Genomic DNA, 19504 nt, shown 5'->3' with positions numbered 1-19504 from the left:
CACTCTGGGCTCATAATTGTCACCGGAGCATCTGCAGCATCCAAGCCTTTGCCATGAGGTCGACCTTCGAGGGCGGCCCAAAAGGTGCCACTGGCCACGTGATCAGATGACGCAATGCAACCTTGCCACAGCCGCTTTCGTGCAACTTGCACTTTTGTTGGCCTCACCGACCGTCAGCGAACAAGACTTATCTCCCCTGTTCGGGCAAGGCTTGCTTCGTCCCCTATCGCTGATGCCTCTTACGCCGTGAAGTGTCGGGCTGGATCCCAGCCGCCCAACGCGTTGTTGCCGAGTCTGGCACTCAACGCGCAGGGTCCAAGTTCGAGACGATAGGGCCTTACCTCGTTGTACGCGCTGGCGTCCCGTCCGATAGGAAGCGCGGCAGAGCACATCTGTCCCCTGCCGCACCTGCAATCAGAGTCCATATTGCTCCCGGGCGTAGTCGCCCAGACCCACGGTATCGAGCTTGCCCAGGGGCGCGAGGAACGTCACCTGGATCACGCCCGGTGCGCGTCCGATCTCGATGGCGCCGTTGACCGTCGCCCGGTTGCGGACTTCAGCCACCGTCATGTCCAAAAGCTTTGCCGCACGCGCCAGCCCGTTCTCGATCGCGTCGTTCAGGTTGGCCGCCGTCCCGATGACCGAAATCGGTGCCAGCGCCTCGATCTCGGACACTTGCCATTTCTCGGCCAGGCGCGCGCCCTTCGCCTTCTCGGCATCGGTGAACGGCTTCGCCAGGGGAGGCAGGTCTTCTTCCAGCGGAAAGAGGACCGGACCGTCCAGCGGGTAGTTCTTCACCACCTCGACCTGCAGCGTCACGCTGCCCGCGACATCCATCGTATGGCCAGCGATTTCACCATCACCCTGACCGGCATGCATGTCGCCCATATAGACGCCCGCCCCCTTCACCTTCACCGGACACACGAGGATCGCACCGGCGCGCACGGCATCGATATCCATATGTCCATCGGTCTTGTGTTCGGCCAATTGTTCGGCGGTGATGGCGTAATCATGGGGGGCGCCCACCAGAAATGCACCGAAATCGCCCGCATTGTGGCTGTCGGGCATCGGCATCGACGGGCAGGTGCCAAGTTGCCCCATGAAGGGCCGCATCCGCACCAGCGTGCCCGGCATGTCGGAGGGCGCAAAATTCAGGATCGAGTGCTGGCGGCTTTCATCCGGCAAGGCCGCATAATGATCGGCGCTCTTTGCAATCGTCTCGGCGCCGTCTTTCGGCAGCGTCAGGCCGACGCTGCGCGTGTCGTCGAAGGTGACGGTATAGCCGTGCACGATCTCGAACGGTTTGACCGCATTGCCGCACGCATCGCATTTGACCGCGTCTTGACCAATCCCCTCGATATGGGTCTCGGGCCAGACCGTGGCGCAGGTGGGGCAGCGCGCGGCCACATAGGGGTCTCCCAGGCAGAACCCCTCGGGAGAGCTGTCGTGGCCGGACGCCGTCGCGCTTGAGGTGACCGTTATGTCCCGAATGCGAATGGCGACGCCATCGCCGATCTCGGCGCCATCAACAAAGACAGGCTGTGTCACTTCGTGGCCGCCCCGCAGGCTTGGCGTGATCATCGGGCCCCAGCAACCTGGCGCGGTGTTGGCGATGATCGTGCCACCATCCTCGATCGGGCCTAGCATGGGAGCATCCGGGTCAAGGACGCTATTGGTGAATTCGTGGACGACCACGCTGCGCCGTGCCCGGTTTTTCGGTGTGCTTCCGTCCGCCATTCTACCTCACCTCCCGTTTGAAGCTCCGTCCCGCAAGGATAGGTTACAGGGTGCAAACCGCAAGATTTTACCTGCTCAACCGCGGTTAGTACCGGTACGGACTTTGCCTTGCGCAAGCCCGAGAGGGATACTGTGTTGCGGCCCGGAGCCGACCCTGAACACAAATGTCAAATGCGGCGGACCCGTCCGCAGAGCTGCCAAGAGCCGAACCAGCCCGGTCTCGGATACCGCCCCTGATCAAACCATCCGCCCACAAACAAAAACCGGCCGGGGCTGCCCTCCCCGGCCGGTCTTCCTGCCCGATCGCGCGTCCGCACCCCTCAGGCGGCCGCGTCCACATCGTCTCGCTGGATCCCGTCGACCGATCCGCCTTCCCCAAGCAGATCGACGCTCAGCCGGTCCCGCAGCTGCCGCAGGTAAACTTCATCCCCCGTCGCGATCAGAAGCATCGGCGCCCCGTCGCGGTAGCGCATCAGAAGCTGCGCCTGACCGGGCACGCCCGTGTTCCGGTCGAGCATCAGATCACTCACCGCCTGGAAGCCGTAGCGGTCAGCGATGGTGCGCCGTCCGGCGCGGGTGCGGAGCATCTCGCGGATCTCGCCCTTCACGATGTCGACATGCAGCTCCGGGATCGATCCGCGGGTGGCGAAATGCAGGCACAGGCCCGCGACCGATCCGAACGCGATGCTCGAGACCAGCTTCATCGTCATGATCCCCTCGGCGACCGAGCTGCCGGGCAGGAACAGAAGCGCCATCGAGGCGACGCCGAAGGCCATCGCCAGAACCAGCGCCAGAAGCTGCCCCAGCTGGACCGAGAATGACGGCGTCTCGCGCGAACAGATGATGTATCCGAACTCCGTCTCCTTGACGGAGAAGCCCGCCAGCAGGGCGGGATCGGCGGTCATGTTGATCGTCTGGTCGGGATTTCCGAATTGCGGCAGGGCCGTCATCGCTCCGATCCTCTCTTTCTGAGGGTCAATCCTGTCTTGTAGGCAATTTCCCGCCGGACGGTGGCGGAAAAGTGGCCGACGATGGGTATTGCGGGGGAATTGTCTTGCCTTAACGTCGGCGAAGCAGCGCCGATTGTGACAGCTTGCCGCAGCTGCAGACCTCCTTTTTTCGAGGCTCCACACCATTTCTCTCACATTAACCTTATGAAAGGACTCAACAATGCGTCTTGTTCTTGCCTCTGTTTTTGCGCTCGCCCCGTTTGCCGCCCTCGCCGCCACCCAGATCACCCCGATCTCCGACGTCCAGCGCGGATCGTCGGTGACGATCCAGGGCACGGTCGAGCGCATCCTCGACAGCGACGAATTCCGCATCGCCGACGCCACCGGCAACCTGCGCGTCTATGTCGGCCCGAACGTGGTCCCGGCGAATGTCGGCGAAACCGTCACCGTCTCCGGCATCATGGATGACGAGATCATCCGCCCCGAACTCTATGCCCGCGAAGTCGTCCGCGCCGACGGCACGACGGTTCGGCTGAACCGCAGCTACTACTAGGGCGATCGCCTGCGCCCGCCGCCGCCCGGCATCGGGACAGCGGCGGCGGGCAACCGCCCACGCGGCCCCGTCGTGAAGCGGGGATGCGTCGCAGCCGCCTCACACCCACCAACGGACAAGGATCGGGACGATCAGGCTGGTCAAAAGCGCGTTCAACGCCATTGCGATCCCCGCATACGCCCCCGCGACTGGGTTCACCTGAAACGCCCGCGCGGTCCCGATACCATGGGCCGCAACGCCGACCGAAAAGCCCCGGGCCCGCCAATCCGAGATCCGCATCAGGTTCATCATCGGCGTGACGGTCATCGCGCCGATGATACCGGTCAGGATGACCAGGACGGCGGTCAGCGTGGGGATGCCTCCGATTGCCTCGGATATACCCAGCGCGACTGGCGCCGTCGTCGATTTCGGCGCAAGTGACAGAAGAATGTCCTCCGGCAAGCCGAACGCCTGGGCCAGCAAGATGGCGGACCCTGCCGCCACGACGGACCCCGCGAACAGTGCAAGAGCGATCGGCGCGAGCGATCGGCGGATCGTGTCACGGTTGTCCCAGAGTGGAAGAGCCAGGGCCACGGTCGCGGGGCCAAGCAGGAAATGAATGAACTGTGCGCCCTCGAAATAGGTCGCGTAATCCGTATTCGAGACCCAGAGAACAGGCGCGATAAGCAGGACCGAGAACAGCACAGGGTTCGCCCAGGGAGGATTGCCGAGTTTGCGGGCACCGCCATCGGCGAGCAGATAGGCCAAAAGCGTGGCGGTCAGCCATGTCAGCGGAGAGGCGGAGAGATAACTCCAGAGCTCGGCAACCTCGGTCATGCGGGGTCCGCTCCCGTCCAGCGGCGCACCAGGAGAAAGGTCCCGACCGTCGCCATCATGGCGAGCCAGGTCGAAAGCACCAACACCGCGAGAAGCGGCGCCCAATCCCGTGACAGAACGTCGAGATTGCCGATGACACCGACACCTGCCGGGACAAACAAGAGAGACAGGTGCGCCAGCACGACGCTCGTGGTTGGCCGCAACCTGTCTGCTAGGGTCGGTCGCAAGGCAATAAGCGTGAGGAGAAGCGCCAGCCCCAGGACAGGACCGGGGATCGGCAAGCCGAGGCTTCGTGCCGCGACTTCCCCGATCAATTGACATCCCAGAAGGGTTCCGAGCGAAGGCAGCATCCTATGTCTCCACATCAGCGGGTGTTTGAAAGGGTCTCTTCCGTCCGAGTGTCCGGGAACGAGATCGCCAAGTCACGCGGGAATGCCGGATTTGTCCAGGCGCCTGACCGGCCGTCAGATTGACGGTTGATGTAAAGCACCGCATCCGAACCGGTGGCCAACGGAGGTCTGCCTTGCCCCCCAAGACGGGCCACAGCCCCAATTCAGGAACCGCTCCCCTACCCTCCACTTCCGCCTTGCACCACCGCCCACCTTCTGTATAACGCGCCGGTCCTTCCGCTGATCATATGAACGGCGTGGTCTCTCGTGGCCGGGTGCGGAAGGCGCATAGCCCGGTCTTTGAAACGCGCCTTGGAAAACAGGAACCTCTCATGCCGCTTTACGAGCATGTCTTTATCGCGCGTCAGGACTTGTCCAACACGCAGGCCGAAGGGCTCATCGAACACTTCGGAACCGTCCTCTCGGACAACGGCGGCAAGCTCGTCGAAAACGAGTATTGGGGCGTCAAGACGATGGCCTACAAGATCAACAAGAACCGCAAGGGCCATTACGCCTTCCTGCGCACCGACGCCCCTGCCCCCGCCGTGCAGGAGATGGAGCGTCTGATGCGCCTCCACGAAGACGTCATGCGCGTTCTGACCATCAAGGTCGACGCCCACGAGGAAGGCCCCTCGATCCAGATGCAAAAGCGCGACGACCGCGAGCGTCCGCGCCGCGACCGCTGAGAAGGAGATCAGACAGATGGCAGCCAAACCGTTTTTCCGCCGCCGCAAGAGCGATCCCTTCGCCGGCGACAACGCACCCAAGATCGACTACAAGGACACCAAGCTCCTGCAGCGTTACATCTCCGAACGGGGCAAGATCGTCCCCTCCCGGATCACCGCCGTCGGCGCCAAGAACCAGCGCAAGCTCGCCCAGGCGATCAAGCGTGCCCGGTTCCTGGCGCTCCTGCCCTACGCCGTGAAGTAAGGAGAGGCCGAAATGGATATCATCCTGCTAGAACGCGTCGCCAAGCTCGGCCAAATGGGCGAGGTCGTCTCGGTGAAAGAAGGCTACGCGCGCAACTTCCTCCTGCCCCAGGGCAAGGCGCTGCGCGCGAACGAGGCCAACATCAAGCGCTTCGAAAGCGAAAAGGCCCAGCTCGAGGCGCGCAACCTCGAAGGCAAGGCAGAGGCCGAGAAGCTCGCCGGAAAGCTCGACGGGGAAACCTTCGTCGTGATCCGCTCCGCCTCCGACGGCGGCTCGCTCTACGGGTCGGTCTCGACCCGTGACGCAGCCGACGCGGCGACCGAGGCGGGCTTCAGCCTCGACCGCAAGCAGGTCGCGCTGACCGCCCCGATCAAGGAACTCGGCATCCACGAGGTCCACGTGAACCTCCACCCGGAAGTCGACGCCGTGATCAAGCTGAACGTCGCCCGCTCCCAGGAAGAGGCAGAGCTTCAGGCCCAGGGCAAGTCGATCCAGGAACTGGCCGCGGAAGAAGAAGCTGCTGCCGAATTCGAGATCGAACAGCTCTTCGACGATATCGGCGCCGCCCAGCTCGACGAGTTCGAGACGGAGGATGAGCAGCGCACCGGAGAGCCCGCCGTTCAGGAAAAGGCGGAGCTCGACGAAAAGCTCGGCGACGACGACTAAGCCGACCGCCAGACCGTTCAGTTGAAAGCCGGGCCGCAAGGTCCGGCTTTTTTCGTCCTGCCCGCGGCATTTCGGCCCGCGACACCGCCTTGCCTCCGGCGGGCTCTTTGCCTCCTATGGCCGGGAAAGGACCCAGGAAGGAACGGCCATGACGCGGATCGTGACGGTCACCATGAACCCGGCGCTCGACGTGTCGGCCGATGCGCCCGCGATCGTCCCCGGCCCCAAGCTGCGCTGCACCGATGCGCGCCTCGATCCCGGCGGCGGCGGCGTCAACGTCTCCCGCGCGATCCGTTTCCTCGGCGGGCACTCCACCGCGCTGGTCGCCGCGGGCGGCATCACGGGCGATCTCTTGTGCGAGCTTCTGGCCGCCGAAGGGGTCGATGTGATCCGGCAGCCCATCGGTGGCCTCACCCGCCAATCCTTCGCCGTCCTCGCTGCCGATACCGGCGATCAATATCGCTTCGTCCTGCCAGGCCCCCTCTGGCTGGACCAGGAAATCGCGGCCCTCTTCACCACGATCGAACCGCACCTGACCGACGGCGCGCTCATCGTCGTCTCGGGCAGCCTGCCGCCCGGCGTCACGCCCGACACCCTGATCCGCCTCAACCGGCTGACCCGGCAGCACGGCGCGGGCCTGATCCTCGACACGTCCGGCGCAGCCCTGGTCCAGGCCGTGGCGACCACAGACACGCCGTTCCACGTCCTGCGCGTCGACGGGGAAGAGGCCGACCTCCTCGCAGGCCGCCCCCTCGACGGGCCCCAGGATATGGCAACCTTCGGCAGAACCCTCCTCGACCAGGGCAAGGCCGATCACATCGTCATGGCCTTCGGCGCCCAGGGCACCATGGGCCTCTCCGCCACCGATTGCTTCTTCTGCCGCCCGCCGCTCATCCAGACGCTCAGCGCGGTCGGCGCCGGCGACAGCCTCGTCGCCGCCGTCACCCTCGCCCTCTCCCGCGGCGAAACCTTCCGCGACGCCGTCCGCTTCGGCACCGCCGCCGCGGGGGCCGCCGTCATGACCCCCGCCACCGCCCTTTGCGAGCTCGAGCAGACCGAACGCCTCCTCCCCCAGATCGAGGTGACGCCGATCTAGAGAGACCCCGGACAGCCAGCTCCGTGGGATAGGTGGTTCCGATGCCACGGCATCGGTCTCATTTCATCATAAGAGTGCAGTTTTACGCATAATAATGTAAATCTCGCCGAGTGGCAGAGTGCATTACCGCAAGTCCGCTAAGAGCCCAAAGCGATGTTGACAATTTAGGCCGCTGCCGGTCATTTCCGACTTAGATCAAGCTTTTTCGTGTCAGGTAAGAACTCAGATGGAACTGAAACTCTTCGCAGAGAAGTGGGGCGATCAAGACAGAATTCCCAAGCCGGTGGAGGCTAGCGAGCTACAGGAAGTTGAGCAGACTTTTGGCATCGTTCTTCCAATCGACTACGTTGAGCAGGTCACAGCCATAGGGCTGCCATGGCCTCCTCACCTCCTTTCAGCAATCGCAGACGAACAGGTAGAATTGCACGACCTGTCAGAGCTTTGCACGCCTAACGAAATCGTCAGCGAAACAGAAGGCTGGCACCCCATCGGCTTGCCCGAAAACCTTCTGGTCATTGGTAATGACAGCATGGGCAGCAAGTTTTGTTTCGATATGAAGGAGTTGGAGGGCGACAGAAAGTCGGTCGCCGCGATATTCTTTTGGGATCATGACTTCAACGATACGGCGAAAGTCGCCAACTCATTCTCGGAATGGATTGCGCAATATTTGGGGCCATGGAGCGACGAGTGGTTTGCCACTAGTTAAGGCTGTTCGGAGCTTTCGAACGGCAGCAAAGTCTCGCACGGCCGCCTTCCGTACAAGTATGGGTCAGATCCGCAAAGATATTCGGAAGCGTGTTCGGCACACGCTTCCGAATTTATTGTTTCTGGACGCTTCATTCGGCGCTGGGGCCTGCATGGTCCAAAGGCCGCACTCTTTTGAGGAAATGACAATCGGGTTCACCCATGACTCCTCCGAATACCGGCACGCCTACGCAAAGCAATCAACGCCCGGTGACAGACGCCAAGCTTAGAAGGTCAGCGACGTCGACAGGTCCGAAATCACCTTGGCGCTCGCGGTCAGCGCCTCCCGCTCGCCCTCATCCAACGCAGGCATCAGGTCGGCGATCGCCCCATCCTTGCCCACGATCCGCGGCAGCGACAGCGCCACCTCGCTGAATCCACAGATTTCGGGCATGGTCACCGACACGCTGAACACCGCCTTCTCGTCATCGAGGATCGCTCGCACGATCCGCGCCAGCCCGGCGCCGATCCCGTAATAGGTCGCCCCCTTGCCGGCGATGATCGTATAGGCCGCGTCGCGCACATTCTGGCCGATCTCCTCCCGGATCTCCGGGCCCAGCGGCCGCCCGACCTGATCTGCGAAAGAGGTGATCGGCACGTTGCCTGCCGTGGCGCTCGACCAGATCGACACCTCGCTGTCGCCGTGCTCGCCCAGCACATAGGCATGGACCGATTGCGGCGCGATCCCCAGATGCGCGCCCAGCAAGCTACGAAACCGCGCCGTATCCAGAATCGTCCCCGACCCCACCACCCGCTCGGCCGCCAGACCCGACAGCTTCCAGGTGGCGAAGGTCATCACGTCCACGGGGTTCGACGCGACCAGAAGGATGGCGTCCGGCGCATGGGTCATCACCGACCCCACGACCTCGCGAAAGACCGCAACATTGCGGTCCAGCAGATCCAGACGGCTCTCGCCCGGCTTCTGGCTCACCCCCGCGGCGATGATGACCACCGCGGCCTCCGTCAGGCTGTCATAGCCCGCCGCCCGCACGATCACCGGCTCGGCAAAGGGGATGGCATGGGCGATGTCCTGCGCCTGCGCCTCGGCCAGATCGGCATCCCGGTCGATCAGGACGATCTCGGTCCCGACGCCCATCAGCGCCATCGCGTAAGCGGCAGAGCTTCCGACCTGCCCGGCGCCGACAATACCGACCTTCACCCTTCCGCCTCGGCCACGTTCTTTTTGACCGCCAGAAAGCTGTCCGGCGTCACCGAGATCGAATCGATCCCCGCCTGCACCAGCACCTTCGCAAAGGCCGGATCGTTGCTCGGCGCCTGCCCGCACAGGCCCACCTTGGCCCCCGCCGCATGGGCCTTCTCGATCAGCGTCTCGATCATCCAGACGACCGACGGGTCCGCCTCCGAAAACAGCGGCGCCAGCTCCTCGGAATCCCGGTCGATCCCCAGCGTCAGCTGCGTCAGATCGTTCGACCCGATCGAGAAGCCGTCGAACCGCTCCGCAAACTCCGCCGCCCGGATGACGTTCGACGGGATCTCTCCCATCACATAGACCTCCAGCCCCTTCTCGCCCCGCGTCAGCCCGTTCTCCGCCATCACGCCCAAGACGCGGTCGGCCTCTTCCGGTGTCCTGCAGAACGGGATCATGACCACGACATTGTCGAACCCCATCTCTTCGCGCAACATCCGGATCGCGCGGCATTCCAGCGCAAACCCCTCCCGATACCGGTCCGAGTAATAGCGCGACGCGCCCCGGAACCCGATCATCGGGTTCTCCTCATCCGGCTCGAAGGCATGCCCGCCCAGAAGCTCCGCATATTCGTTCGTCTTGAAATCACTCATCCGGATGATGACCGGCTTGGGATAGGCCACTGCCGCAATCCGCGACAGGCCCCGCGCCAGCCGCTCCACAAAGTAATCGGGCTTGTTCTCATAGCCCCGCGTCAGCGCACCGATCCGCTCCTTCGCGTCCTGATCCGTCAACGTGTCGTAATTCACCAGCGCCATCGGATGGATCTGCACGGCGCCGTTCACCACGAACTCCATCCGCGCCAGGCCCACCCCGTCGAACGGCAGCCGCCACCACCGGAACGCTGCCGCCGGATTGGCGAGGTTCAGCATCACCCGCGTTGTCGTCTCGGGGATGTCGCCCAGCGTCATGTCCTCGACCGAGATCGTGGCGCTCCCCGCATAGACGACGCCCTCATCGCCCCCCGCGCACGAGAGCGTCACCTCCTGCTGGTCATGCAGCACATGCGTCGCGTCCCCCGTGCCGACGATCGCAGGCACCCCCAGCTCGCGGCTCACGATGGCCGCGTGCGAGGTCCGCCCGCCGTGATCGGTGATGATCGCGGTCGCCCGCTTCATGATCGGTACCCAATCCGGATCCGTGGTCGAGGTCACCAGGATCGAGCCATCCACGAACCGCTCGATGTCGCTGGCATGTTCGATCAGGCAGACCCGCCCCGAGGTCACGGCCGACCCCACGCTCAGGCCGCGCACGATCTCCTCGCCGGTATCGGTCACGCTGTAGGATTTCAGGACGCCTGTATCGATCCGCGACTGCACCGTCTCGGGCCGGGCCTGCACGATGAAGAGCTCCCCCGTCTCGCCATCCTTGGCCCATTCCATGTCCATCGGCTGCCCGTAATGGGCCTCGATCGTCACCGCCTGCCGCGCCAGATCCAGGATCTCCGCATCGCTCAGAACAAACGCCAGCCGCTCGGCCTTAGAGGTCGGCACGTTCCGCGTCTCGCCGCCCTTCTGGGCCGCGTAGATCATCTTCTGCTCTTTCTCGCCCAGCTTCTTCTCGACGATCGGCGACAGCTTCGCCGTCTCCAGAAGCGGCTTGAACACCTGATACTCGTCCGGGTTCACCGCCCCCTGCACGACGTTCTCGCCCAGCCCCCAGGCCGCGTTGATCAGCACCACCTTGTCGAACCCCGATTCCGTGTCGATCGAGAACATCACCCCCGACCCGCCGATATCCGACCGCACCATCTGCTGGACGCCGACCGACAGCGCGATCTGGCTGTGATCGAACCCCTTCACCTTGCGGTAGCTGATCGCCCGGTCGGTGAAGAGAGAGGCAAAGCACTTCCGGCACGCCGCCAGCAGCGCATCCGCGCCCCGCACGTTCAGAAACGTCTCCTGCTGCCCGGCGAAACTGGCATCCGGCAGATCCTCCGCCGTCGCGCTCGACCGGACGGCCACCGGCACCTCCTTGACCCCTGCCCGCTCGGACAGCTCCTCATAGGCGGTCGTGATCGCCGCGCGGATGTCCTCCGGCCAGTCTCCCCGCACGATGGCCGCCCGGATGATCCGTCCCGCCTCCTGCAGGCTGATCTTGTGATCCTCCAATTCCGCGACCGTCTCGGCGATCATCGTGACCAGATCGTTGTGATTTAGAAACGCCCGATAGGCGTCCGACGTCGTGGCATAGCCCGGCGGCACCTTGATCCCGGCGCCGGCCAGCGCCTGCACCATCTCGCCGAGAGAGCTGTTCTTGCCGCCGACAAGCGCCACGTCCCCCCTGGCAAGAGTGTCGAACCATATGACAGACTTGATAGGACCGGACATGTGATGCTCCTCTACGTGCGGTGTCTTCCGCTTTATGGTGGCGGACGCGGCAGAACGGATTGACCTCTGTCAAAGCGCAGCATCACCGCCCGGGGCATGTCTCGGGCAATCGATTGGGAGAAAGGTGCCTCATGCCCGCAGACCTGCTTGAAACGCTCCGCGCCAAGGTTCAAACCGCGTCCGTGCTCGACCACGCCCTGCTGGTCGAAGTCACCACCGCGCTCCAAAGCGTTTACCCGCAGGCCCCAATCCCCCCGGAGGATTCCACGGACACGACCGAGGACGCGATCCATATGGTGGATGCCTGCCTGCCCGGCTGGACGATCTCGCTTCGCGGCAAGGCGCGCGAACCCGATGGGCACTGGCGGTGCTCCCTGCGTGAGGGATCGACCCGCGACAACGATGCCGCCATCGGCATCGGCACGGGGCCGACCGTCGCCCTGGCGCTGACCGACGCGATCCTCTGCCTCGCCCTTTTCCAGCGCAAACGGACCGAGGCCTGAGGCGACCTTCGAAACGTCCATGACAAACCGCCCCGCGCGCCTACCTCCCACCCCATGCGCACAGCCCTTCTCTGCCTCGCCGCCCTGGCAGGCCCCGCCGCCGCCCAGGATGTGGATCTCGAGCTTGTTCTGCTGGCCGACGCCTCCGGCTCCATCACCGAGGCCGAGATCGCCTTCCAGCGCGACGGCTACGCCGCTGCCCTGAGGGATCCCGAGGTGATCGCGGCGATCGAAGGCACAGCCTACGGCTCCATCGCGCTCACCTACGTGGAATGGGCGGCCAACACCGCTACCGTCGTCGACTGGACCATCATCGACGATGCAGAATCCGCAGCCGCCTTCGCCGCCGCCCTTCCCGGCCCGCCGCGCCAGGCCGCGGGGCGCAACGCGATCGGCGGCGCCCTTCTCGACGCCAAGCGCCTGATCGAACGGAACGAGATCGACGGCTGGCGCAAGGTCATCGACTTCTCCGGCGACAGCCCCAACAGCTTCTCCGGTCCGCCCATCGCCACCGCCCGGGAAGAGGTGATCGCCGCCGGCATCACCATCAATGCCCTGCCGATCCTCTGCCGCTTCTGCGACACCCCCGCCCGCTATCCGGATCTCGGCGCGATCTACGAGGAGCGGATCATCGGCGGCCCCGGCGCCTTCGTCGTCACCGCCGAAAGCGAGGCCGACCTGGCCGACGCGATCAAGCGCAAGCTCATCCTCGAAATCTCCGGCACCCAACCGGAAGAGACCCGGATTGCCCGCTCAACTCCCTGACCGACCCGCAAGTGCAGTATGAGCAAACTGCACGGCGCGTCGGACAACTCTTCAAACCTTCCTCGCTTTCCAGCGTTGATGAGCTCGATCCAAATCATCTACGTAGCCCTCCAATCTACCGAGCGACTTCAATACAGGCGCTCGTTCACTTGGATGTAGGGTAAGGTAGTAACGCGCTGTTGCTCGCATCGCTTCCTTGAATTTCCCAAAAGTAATTCGATACGAGTCCGGATAATCGAAGAGCTCAAATGAATCGAACGCCTCGGCGGGCTCCGCCTCATCTTCGCAGAAACTCGTCGGAGAATGGATTGCGACATAGTTTTCAGTACCAAACCACCTCCCATTCTCAATTATCTTCTCAATCTTCTTGTCAAGGCTCTCCAGTTGATGCTTGTGCTCAATGAACTCCAGGAAGATCGAAGTAGCACTACTATCAACTCCAGAATCTATTAGTTCTTTCTCAAGGCTCATATGGTTACCCATCTTCAACTTACCTACCAAGGCGCCACATAGAACGTATTGACGATGCGATTGTCTGCATTCCACCGTCCCTCAAACTCGATTCCGTTGGCCGCTCGACCTTGCCACTTCTTTGGCGGGGTTCCAGTGTGTCGTATCAGAGAGTTCCTGAATGCCTGGCGCCCCATACGGGCCATGTCCTGATGCGATATCACTGAGCTGTCGTAAACGGTCTTCGGTTCGAAACCTGACTTGTACTGACCGGGAACAAACTGCCTGTTCGGTCCGTGATGATCGGTTTGAGGCTTCAGAACACCAATCTCGTAATATATCCGAGAAACTCCTCGCATCGTTGGATGAGACTCTTCTTTGGTGATCCGACCACCCTCGTACTCAATTTGACGGAGCATCTCCGCTCGGTCATGACTACCAGAAATTCCGTTCTTTCTTGGATAGATCGTTCGACCTTGGTTGTCCGTCTTGGTGGGCCGCGTCCTTATATGCTCAAAATCAAACCGAACCCGCGCTCCCATCAGTTTCAACACCGTCCGCGCCTTGCCAATGAACTTGGCATTCAGCTGCGTCGCCGCCACAGCGCCTGACCGCTGTTCCAGTTTGTGCCGGGTATCCCGGACCGTCGCGCTGTCCTTATTCTGGCTCCCCTTCCCCAGTCCGCCCTTCGCCCCCTTTGGCACACTGCTCGGCCCCTGTAGCACTGCAATAGCTTCCAGATCGCCGACCCCGGCAAAGGACCCGCCCCGCAACACCGCTGCCGTTGCCGAGAACAGCCCCTCTATCTCGGCGATCAGAGCGTCGGTCCAGTCGCCAAACCGCGCTTTGAACTCCGCCGTCCACGATGGTTTCTCTGCTGCCAGATCCGCCGCAACACGGGCCATCCACAGATCGATTGTCTCCAGCACAACCGCCGCATCTTCCATCGGATTCTGATCGGCGTATCGGCCCAGCATCCCGTCGGCATCGTCATAAATCGCACCATCCGGTCCCACGAACTGTACCGGTCCGTCACCTGACGCCGCGTTATTGAACGTCTGTTCAACCTCGTTCCATATGTCGCCGTAGACCTCCGCAGGTGTTGCCGTGGGCCGTAGATGCGCGTCGGCCGGTCGCTTCTGATAGGCCAGCATCAGCTGCCCTTCCGCCTCGTTCCGGGCGGTCAGCGAAAGATCAGCAAAGACCCCAAGCGCCGCGCGGGTGGCCAGATCGATTTCCGCAAACATCTCAAGCGCCGCGATACGCGTCGTCCCGGATCGGCGGTGCAGCCCGCGATTGCTGACATCCGCGAACAGCGCATGCGCCTGACGTCCAACTTCGGCAGGGCTGCCCGACAATGCCAGCGGCCCGTCATAGGTCACCGGCGTGTCGCTTAGATAGAGGACCTCGGCATCGTCTTCTACCAATGCTTCGTCATCACGGTAGTAGCGGCTGAAATGGTCGATCCCGAACCCAACCTCAACGATGGTGTCTGTCTCATCCTCTGCGAGGAACGGGGCTGGAATGTAAGGGATCGGAATCCGCCCAGAGCGGCCCGACGCGGGCAGCGTCGTATAGGCACCGTTGACCGGGTGTTCGTATTCTCGCGCGCAAGCATCATCAGAATCTCTTCCCCGAAGGGGCGTCCGGCAAAGTCTGTCAGTTCAACTTCGATCCAGTTTTCCTGACAGGGACCGCACTCCATCTCGCGTTCCTGAAGAAGGCTGATGTACCAGCCAGGTAATTCCCCGGCGAAAGCTTCGACGTCTGAGAGGCGCAGCATCTGAAAATCCGCAAATCAATTCTATCCGCAAATCCGCGGCCAAACTGACTCTTGTTCGGGACCTTCAGCAAGCCAAGGTTGAACGGATTCGATGGCATCAAGTGCGGCATCCCGCTCTACAAAGCCGGGAAGTGTCTTCATTTAAGATGCAATCGTTCGAAAGTGAGAATACTGGATCTGCAACGAAAACAGTCCGAAGCTGTTGCGCTCAAAGGCCATCGTACCCTGTCTTAACCACGCGAAATCCGGCCCTCCCCTCCGACGTGATGCCGACGCAATGCCGACCGGATGCCGCGTGGCCGTTTTCCTGAATTAACCCGCAAAACCGGGTCGATTCTCGCTCGGGCTCCGCTGCCCGCCAAATGGACCCCGTCCCGACCCCTCACGATCTCTTCACACCTGTGGCAGCGCAAAGAAAAAGGCCGCCCCAACGGGACGGCCCTTTCGGTATGTCGCGACGTGGCGGCTCAGACGTCGTCTTCCGCCTCGAGCTCCTCCACGGCCTTCTGCAGCTCGTCCTTGGTAACCTCCTTCTCGGTCACCTTGGCCGTGTCGAAGATATGATCGACGACCTTGTCCTCAAAGATGGGCGCCCGAAGCTGCTGCTGCATCTGGGGATTTTTCTGAATGAACTCAAAGAACTGCCGCTCCTGCCCCGGATACTGGCGCGCCTGCGCCATCACCGCCTGGCTCATCTCGGCATCCGATACCTCGACCTTCGCCTTCTGGCCCACATCGGCAAGGAACAGCCCCAGCTTCACCCGCCGCTCGGCCAGCTTCATATGCTCGTCCGTCGGCTCGACTTTCTCATGATCATGCCCCTCGACGTCCGGGTTTTCCTCGTGCCACAGCTGGTGCGCGATCTGATCCGCCTCGGCCTGCACCAGCGACGGCGGCAGATCGAACGCCACCTTCCCGTCCAGCACATCCAGCAGCTTCCGCTTGGCCACCGCCCGCGCCGCCCCGGTATACTCCGCCTCCAGCCGCTCAACGACCTGCGCCTTCAGCGCGGCGAGGTCCTCGGCGCCAAACTGCTTGGCCAATTCGTCATTTATTTCAGCGGCTTGGGGCGCCTTCACGTCCTTGACCGTGACGTCGAAAACAGCGGACTTCCCGGCCAGATCCGGGGCCTGATAATCCTCCGGAAAGCTCAGCTCGACCGCCTTCTCCTCGCCGACTTTCACGCCCACGAGTTGATCTTCGAAGCCCGGAATGAAAGAGTTCGACCCCAACACCAGCGGATAATCCTCCGCCGCACCGCCCTCGAACGCCTCCCCATCGATCTTGCCGACGAAGTCGATGACGACCTGATCACCCTCCTTCGCCTTCGACCCCTTCTTCCGGGATTCAAAGCTCTGCGCCGTCTCCGCCAGGTTCTGCAGTGCTTCGTCGACCGAGGCGTCATCCGCCTTCACGACCATCCGCTCCAGCTTGATGTCGCTGAAGTCAATCTCCGGCACATCTGGCAGCGCCTCATAGGACAAGGCGACCTCAACATCGTCGCCTACCTTCCAGTCTTCATTGGTCATTTTGACGTCCGGCTGCATCGCGGGCCGGTCGCCGGTTTCCTCGAAATGCTTGGACATGGCACCGTCGATGCTCTCCTGCATCGCCTCGCCCATCAGCCGGTCGCCGAACTGCTTTTTTAGCAGCGCCAGCGGCACCTTGCCCTTGCGAAAGCCCTTCATCTCGATCGTCGGCTGCGCCTCGGTCAGCTTTTCCGTGACCTTGGCCTCCAGCTCGTCGGCCGTCACGGTGATGGCATAGCCGCGCTTGAGGCCATCGTTGAGGGTCTCTGTGACCTGCATTTCGGTTCCTTTTCGTCTTTATCTGGTGCGGATGAAGGGACTCGAACCCCCACGCCTCGCGGCGCCAGAACCTAAATCTGGTGCGTCTACCAATTCCGCCACATCCGCATGTCGCTAGGGCCGTCCCCTGGGGGCCGACCCGGAATTGCGCGGTGTCTAGCAAAGGAAAAAAGGGGATGCGAGCGTAAAATCCATGTAAAATCGGCTGGAAGGCACCCCAATTCCGACTCAATCTCGGCCCTATTCCTGACTCAATCTGCCGCCAATGCTTGGCCTACGAGGCAGCAGAAGTAGGAAACATGCCATGAATCCGAATACGGACAGGCTGGACAGCAGCTTCAAGCCCCACTGGGGCGATGAAGCACCGGCGCAGGAGGAAAACGGCCTCCTTGAAGGCGCCATCGTTCTTACCGCCGACGGGGCGCTTCCCGTCGAATATCTCCAGCCCGGCGACCGCGTGATCAGCCGCAATAGCGGCATGGTCAAGCTGGTGGAGATCACGGTGACGGAAATCATCCGCGCCCCCCTTGCCGTCTGCGCTGACGCGCTGGGCAAGAACCGGCCCGAGGGCGACATCCTTCTGGCCGGCGATGTTGAGATCAACCTGCGCGACTGGCGCGCCAAGGCCCTCTTTGGCGAGACGGAACTGACCGTGCGCGCCGACCGGCTGGCTGATGGTGAGCACATCCGCAAGCTCTCCCCCGTCCGCTGGCGCATGTTCAGCCTGCGGTTCGAGCGGGACGAGGTCATCTATGCCGACGGGCTCGAGGTTCTGGCGCCCGCCGCCTGAGACCTTGCCCCTATGAGTTTCGACGGCCGGGCCTTCCCGGCCGTTTTTCATTTCGACCCAGCGAAACACTGGCTTTCTGCGTCGCAGCACGTTAGGAGCCCCGCAACGCATTCCCAGCTACAGCAAGGCCCCCATGGATCTCCGCAATATTGCGATCATCGCCCATGTCGACCACGGCAAGACGACCCTGGTCGACGAGCTGCTCAAGCAGTCCGGCGCCTTCCGTGAAAACCAGGCCGTCGCCGAACGCGCCATGGATTCCAACGACCTCGAGCGCGAGCGCGGCATCACCATTCTCGCCAAGGCGACCTCAGTCGAATGGAACGGCACTCGGATCAACATCGTCGACACCCCCGGCCACGCCGATTTCGGCGGTGAGGTTGAACGCATCCTCTCAATGGTCGACGGCGTGGTCCTCCTCGTGGACGCCGCCGAAGGCCCGATGCCGCAGACCAAGTTCGTGACATCCAAGGCGCTCGCCCTCGGCCTGCGCCCGATCGTGGTCCTCAACAAGGTCGACAAGCCCGATGCGGAGCCCGATCGCGCCCTGGACGAGGTTTTCGACCTCTTCGCAGCTCTCGACGCAACGGATGAACAGCTCGACTTTCCAACCCTTTACGCCTCAGGCCGCTCTGGCTGGGCGGACGACACGCTCGACGGACCACGCAAGGATCTCTCCGCGCTCTTCGACCTCATCGTCTCTCACGTCCCTGCCCCGCGGCAAGCGGCTCAGGCTGGTGAGCCCTTCCGAATGCTCGCAACGACCCTCGCCGCGGATCCCTTTATCGGTCGTCTTCTGACCGGCCGCATCGAAAGCGGATCCCTCAAGGCAGGCGATACGCTCAAATCCCTCTCCCGCACCGGAGAGAAAATCGAGCAGTTCCGCGTTACCAAGATCCTCGCATTCCGTGGTCTGTCACAGCAGCCGATCGAGGTGGCGCAAGCGGGCGATATCGTAAGTATCGCTGGAATGGCAAAGGCCACCGTCGCGGACACGCTTTGCGACCCGGCGATCGACGTTCCTCTTCCTGCGCAACCCATCGATCCGCCCACGATCTCCGTCACCTTCGGCATCAACGACAGCCCGCTAGCCGGGCGCGACGGCAAGAAGGTGCAGTCCCGGGTGATCCGGGATCGCCTGATGAAAGAGGCGGAGTCCAATGTCGCAATCCGCGTGACCGACACGCCCGGTGGCGAAGCATTCGAGGTCGCGGGCCGGGGCGAACTGCAGATGGGCGTCCTCATCGAAAACATGCGCCGCGAGGGGTTTGAGCTTTCGATTTCACGACCTCAGGTCCTCTTCCGGGAAGAAGATGGCCAGCGACTGGAACCCGTCGAGGAAGTCACGATCGACGTCGATGACGAGTATTCCGGCGCCGTGATTGAAAAACTGACCGGTCCCCGGAAGGGGGATCTCGCCGAGATGAAACAGCAAGGCGGCAAGACGCGAATCATCGCCCACATCCCATCGCGCGGCCTCATCGGCTATCACGGCGAGTTTCTAACGGATACGCGCGGGACCGGCGTGCTCAACCGTGTCTTTCACGACTGGGCGCCCCACAAAGGCCCGATCCCGGGTCGCCGCGCGGGCGTCTTGATCTCGATGGAGACAGGTACTTCGGTGGCCTATGCGATCTTCAACCTGGAAGATCGCGGCCGCTTCTTCATCGGCGCGCAGGAGGCCGTCTACCAAGGCATGATCATCGGTGAACACAGCCGCGACAACGATCTCGAGGTGAATCCGCTCAAGGGCAAGAAGCTGACCAATGTCCGCGCGTCGGGCAAGGATGATGCCGTCACGCTGACCCCGCCGGTGCGGATGAGCCTTGAGGAGGCGATCGCCTATATCGACGACGACGAGCTCGTCGAGGTCACGCCAAACGCAATCCGCCTGCGCAAGCGCCACCTTGATCCCCATGAGCGAAAGCGGGCAGCAAGGGCCGCAAGCTAGGGCCGCTCATCCGTCCTCCCGGACGTTCTCGCTCAA

At 62.8% G+C, this 19504-nt stretch carries 19 protein-coding genes and 1 tRNA gene; 10 read left to right on the top strand and 10 right to left on the bottom strand.

What is annotated here, in order from left to right; all coding sequences use genetic code 11:
- Positions 1–414 precede the first annotated feature (414 nt).
- Complete coding sequence (locus AADZ90_RS13785; protein WP_367310588.1) at positions 415–1737, bottom strand: acetamidase/formamidase family protein; 1323 nt, start codon at positions 1735–1737, stop codon at positions 415–417.
- 320 nt (positions 1738–2057) lie between these two features.
- Positions 2058–2687, bottom strand: coding sequence for a hypothetical protein (locus AADZ90_RS13780; RefSeq protein ID WP_367310587.1), 630 nt, complete (start codon positions 2685–2687; stop codon positions 2058–2060).
- A gap of 220 nt (positions 2688–2907) precedes the next feature.
- On the opposite strand from AADZ90_RS13780, the gene AADZ90_RS13775 reads away from it, so the two are divergent.
- Positions 2908–3240 (top strand): hypothetical protein, encoded by a 333-nt coding sequence (locus AADZ90_RS13775; protein WP_367310586.1) that lies wholly within the window; start codon positions 2908–2910, stop codon positions 3238–3240.
- A 99-nt stretch (positions 3241–3339) separates the two neighbouring features.
- Here the strand turns inward: AADZ90_RS13775 and AADZ90_RS13770 are convergent, their stop codons facing one another.
- A complete protein-coding gene (locus AADZ90_RS13770) occupies positions 3340–4056 on the bottom strand; it encodes an LrgB family protein (RefSeq protein ID WP_367310585.1) in 717 nt (238 codons plus the stop codon).
- Entirely contained in the window at positions 4053–4406 is a 354-nt protein-coding gene (locus tag AADZ90_RS13765) for a CidA/LrgA family protein (protein WP_367310584.1), read from the bottom strand. The genes AADZ90_RS13770 and AADZ90_RS13765 overlap by 4 nt, the downstream gene beginning before the upstream one ends.
- Positions 4407–4777: 371 nt before the next feature.
- On the opposite strand from AADZ90_RS13765, the gene rpsF reads away from it, so the two are divergent.
- The 5 genes from rpsF (at position 4778) to AADZ90_RS13740 (ending at position 7843) form a co-directional block, all read left to right on the top strand.
- On the top strand, positions 4778–5131 hold the full coding sequence (rpsF, locus tag AADZ90_RS13760) for a 30S ribosomal protein S6 (RefSeq protein ID WP_367310583.1): 354 nt from the start codon (positions 4778–4780) through the stop codon (positions 5129–5131).
- Positions 5132–5147: 16 nt separating this feature from the next.
- Positions 5148–5375 (top strand): 30S ribosomal protein S18, encoded by a 228-nt coding sequence (gene rpsR / locus AADZ90_RS13755; protein WP_367310582.1) that lies wholly within the window; start codon positions 5148–5150, stop codon positions 5373–5375.
- Between the two features lie 12 nt (positions 5376–5387).
- A complete protein-coding gene (rplI, locus tag AADZ90_RS13750; protein WP_367310581.1) occupies positions 5388–6041 on the top strand; it encodes a 50S ribosomal protein L9 in 654 nt (217 codons plus the stop codon).
- A gap of 148 nt (positions 6042–6189) precedes the next feature.
- Positions 6190–7137 (top strand): 1-phosphofructokinase family hexose kinase, encoded by a 948-nt coding sequence (locus AADZ90_RS13745; RefSeq protein WP_367310580.1) that lies wholly within the window; start codon positions 6190–6192, stop codon positions 7135–7137.
- Between the two features lie 226 nt (positions 7138–7363).
- Positions 7364–7843 carry an SMI1/KNR4 family protein gene (locus AADZ90_RS13740; RefSeq protein ID WP_367310579.1) on the top strand — a complete coding sequence of 160 codons (480 nt, stop codon included), beginning with the start codon at positions 7364–7366 and terminating at the stop codon, positions 7841–7843.
- A gap of 264 nt (positions 7844–8107) precedes the next feature.
- Here AADZ90_RS13740 and AADZ90_RS13735 read toward each other — a convergent pair whose 3' ends face one another.
- Together AADZ90_RS13735 and ppsA are read right to left on the bottom strand one after the other, a co-directional pair.
- On the bottom strand, positions 8108–9040 hold the full coding sequence (locus AADZ90_RS13735; protein WP_367310578.1) for an L-lactate dehydrogenase: 933 nt from the start codon (positions 9038–9040) through the stop codon (positions 8108–8110).
- Entirely contained in the window at positions 9037–11418 is a 2382-nt protein-coding gene (ppsA, locus tag AADZ90_RS13730) for a phosphoenolpyruvate synthase (protein ID WP_367310577.1), read from the bottom strand. The genes AADZ90_RS13735 and ppsA overlap by 4 nt, the downstream gene beginning before the upstream one ends.
- A 131-nt stretch (positions 11419–11549) precedes the next feature.
- On the opposite strand from ppsA, the gene AADZ90_RS13725 reads away from it, so the two are divergent.
- On the top strand, positions 11550–11921 hold the full coding sequence (locus tag AADZ90_RS13725) for a hypothetical protein (RefSeq protein ID WP_367310576.1): 372 nt from the start codon (positions 11550–11552) through the stop codon (positions 11919–11921).
- A 54-nt stretch (positions 11922–11975) separates the two neighbouring features.
- On the top strand, positions 11976–12686 hold the full coding sequence (locus AADZ90_RS13720; RefSeq protein ID WP_367310575.1) for a DUF1194 domain-containing protein: 711 nt from the start codon (positions 11976–11978) through the stop codon (positions 12684–12686).
- Between the two features lie 51 nt (positions 12687–12737).
- Here AADZ90_RS13720 and AADZ90_RS13715 read toward each other — a convergent pair whose 3' ends face one another.
- The 4 genes from AADZ90_RS13715 to AADZ90_RS13700 form a co-directional block, all read right to left on the bottom strand.
- Positions 12738–13157 carry a hypothetical protein gene (locus AADZ90_RS13715; RefSeq protein ID WP_367310574.1) on the bottom strand — a complete coding sequence of 140 codons (420 nt, stop codon included), beginning with the start codon at positions 13155–13157 and terminating at the stop codon, positions 12738–12740.
- Between the two features lie 23 nt (positions 13158–13180).
- A complete protein-coding gene (locus tag AADZ90_RS13710) occupies positions 13181–14518 on the bottom strand; it encodes a CdiA family toxin C-terminal domain-containing protein (protein ID WP_411997039.1) in 1338 nt (445 codons plus the stop codon).
- Between the two features lie 868 nt (positions 14519–15386).
- The gene (tig, locus tag AADZ90_RS13705) at positions 15387–16727 is read right to left on the bottom strand and encodes a trigger factor (RefSeq protein ID WP_367310572.1); all 1341 of its coding nucleotides are present in this window, start codon (positions 16725–16727) and stop codon (positions 15387–15389) included.
- 23 nt (positions 16728–16750) lie between these two features.
- Positions 16751–16835 (bottom strand) — tRNA-Leu (locus AADZ90_RS13700).
- A 196-nt stretch (positions 16836–17031) separates the two neighbouring features.
- Here AADZ90_RS13700 and AADZ90_RS13695 point away from each other — a divergent pair.
- Both AADZ90_RS13695 and typA read left to right on the top strand, forming a co-directional pair.
- The gene (locus tag AADZ90_RS13695) at positions 17032–17517 is read left to right on the top strand and encodes a Hint domain-containing protein (protein ID WP_367310571.1); all 486 of its coding nucleotides are present in this window, start codon (positions 17032–17034) and stop codon (positions 17515–17517) included.
- A gap of 133 nt (positions 17518–17650) precedes the next feature.
- A complete protein-coding gene (gene typA, locus AADZ90_RS13690) occupies positions 17651–19468 on the top strand; it encodes a translational GTPase TypA (protein WP_367310570.1) in 1818 nt (605 codons plus the stop codon).
- Positions 19469–19504 lie beyond the last annotated feature (36 nt).

It is taken from the genome of Aestuariibius violaceus (genome assembly GCF_040779325.2).
Classification (GTDB): Bacteria; Pseudomonadota; Alphaproteobacteria; order Rhodobacterales; family Rhodobacteraceae; genus Aestuariibius; species Aestuariibius violaceus.
This window is presented reverse-complemented; position numbering and strand designations above follow the sequence as displayed.

What these genes read in the sequence shown, in the direction of transcription:
- AADZ90_RS13785 (WP_367310588.1), bottom strand. Translation starts at nt 1,737, where the DNA reads ATGGCGGACGGAAGCACACCGAAAAACCGGGCACGGCGCAGCGTGGTC.
- AADZ90_RS13780 (WP_367310587.1), bottom strand. Translation starts at nt 2,687, where the DNA reads ATGACGGCCCTGCCGCAATTCGGAAATCCCGACCAGACGATCAACATG.
- AADZ90_RS13775 (WP_367310586.1), top strand. Translation starts at nt 2,908, where the DNA reads ATGCGTCTTGTTCTTGCCTCTGTTTTTGCGCTCGCCCCGTTTGCCGCC.
- AADZ90_RS13770 (WP_367310585.1), bottom strand. Translation starts at nt 4,056, where the DNA reads ATGACCGAGGTTGCCGAGCTCTGGAGTTATCTCTCCGCCTCTCCGCTG.
- AADZ90_RS13765 (WP_367310584.1), bottom strand. Translation starts at nt 4,406, where the DNA reads ATGCTGCCTTCGCTCGGAACCCTTCTGGGATGTCAATTGATCGGGGAA.
- rpsF (WP_367310583.1), top strand. Translation starts at nt 4,778, where the DNA reads ATGCCGCTTTACGAGCATGTCTTTATCGCGCGTCAGGACTTGTCCAAC.
- rpsR (WP_367310582.1), top strand. Translation starts at nt 5,148, where the DNA reads ATGGCAGCCAAACCGTTTTTCCGCCGCCGCAAGAGCGATCCCTTCGCC.
- rplI (WP_367310581.1), top strand. Translation starts at nt 5,388, where the DNA reads ATGGATATCATCCTGCTAGAACGCGTCGCCAAGCTCGGCCAAATGGGC.
- AADZ90_RS13745 (WP_367310580.1), top strand. Translation starts at nt 6,190, where the DNA reads ATGACGCGGATCGTGACGGTCACCATGAACCCGGCGCTCGACGTGTCG.
- AADZ90_RS13740 (WP_367310579.1), top strand. Translation starts at nt 7,364, where the DNA reads ATGGAACTGAAACTCTTCGCAGAGAAGTGGGGCGATCAAGACAGAATT.
- ppsA (WP_367310577.1), bottom strand. Translation starts at nt 11,418, where the DNA reads ATGTCCGGTCCTATCAAGTCTGTCATATGGTTCGACACTCTTGCCAGG.
- AADZ90_RS13725 (WP_367310576.1), top strand. Translation starts at nt 11,550, where the DNA reads ATGCCCGCAGACCTGCTTGAAACGCTCCGCGCCAAGGTTCAAACCGCG.
- AADZ90_RS13720 (WP_367310575.1), top strand. Translation starts at nt 11,976, where the DNA reads ATGCGCACAGCCCTTCTCTGCCTCGCCGCCCTGGCAGGCCCCGCCGCC.
- AADZ90_RS13715 (WP_367310574.1), bottom strand. Translation starts at nt 13,157, where the DNA reads ATGAGCCTTGAGAAAGAACTAATAGATTCTGGAGTTGATAGTAGTGCT.
- tig (WP_367310572.1), bottom strand. Translation starts at nt 16,727, where the DNA reads ATGCAGGTCACAGAGACCCTCAACGATGGCCTCAAGCGCGGCTATGCC.
- AADZ90_RS13695 (WP_367310571.1), top strand. Translation starts at nt 17,032, where the DNA reads ATGAATCCGAATACGGACAGGCTGGACAGCAGCTTCAAGCCCCACTGG.
- typA (WP_367310570.1), top strand. Translation starts at nt 17,651, where the DNA reads ATGGATCTCCGCAATATTGCGATCATCGCCCATGTCGACCACGGCAAG.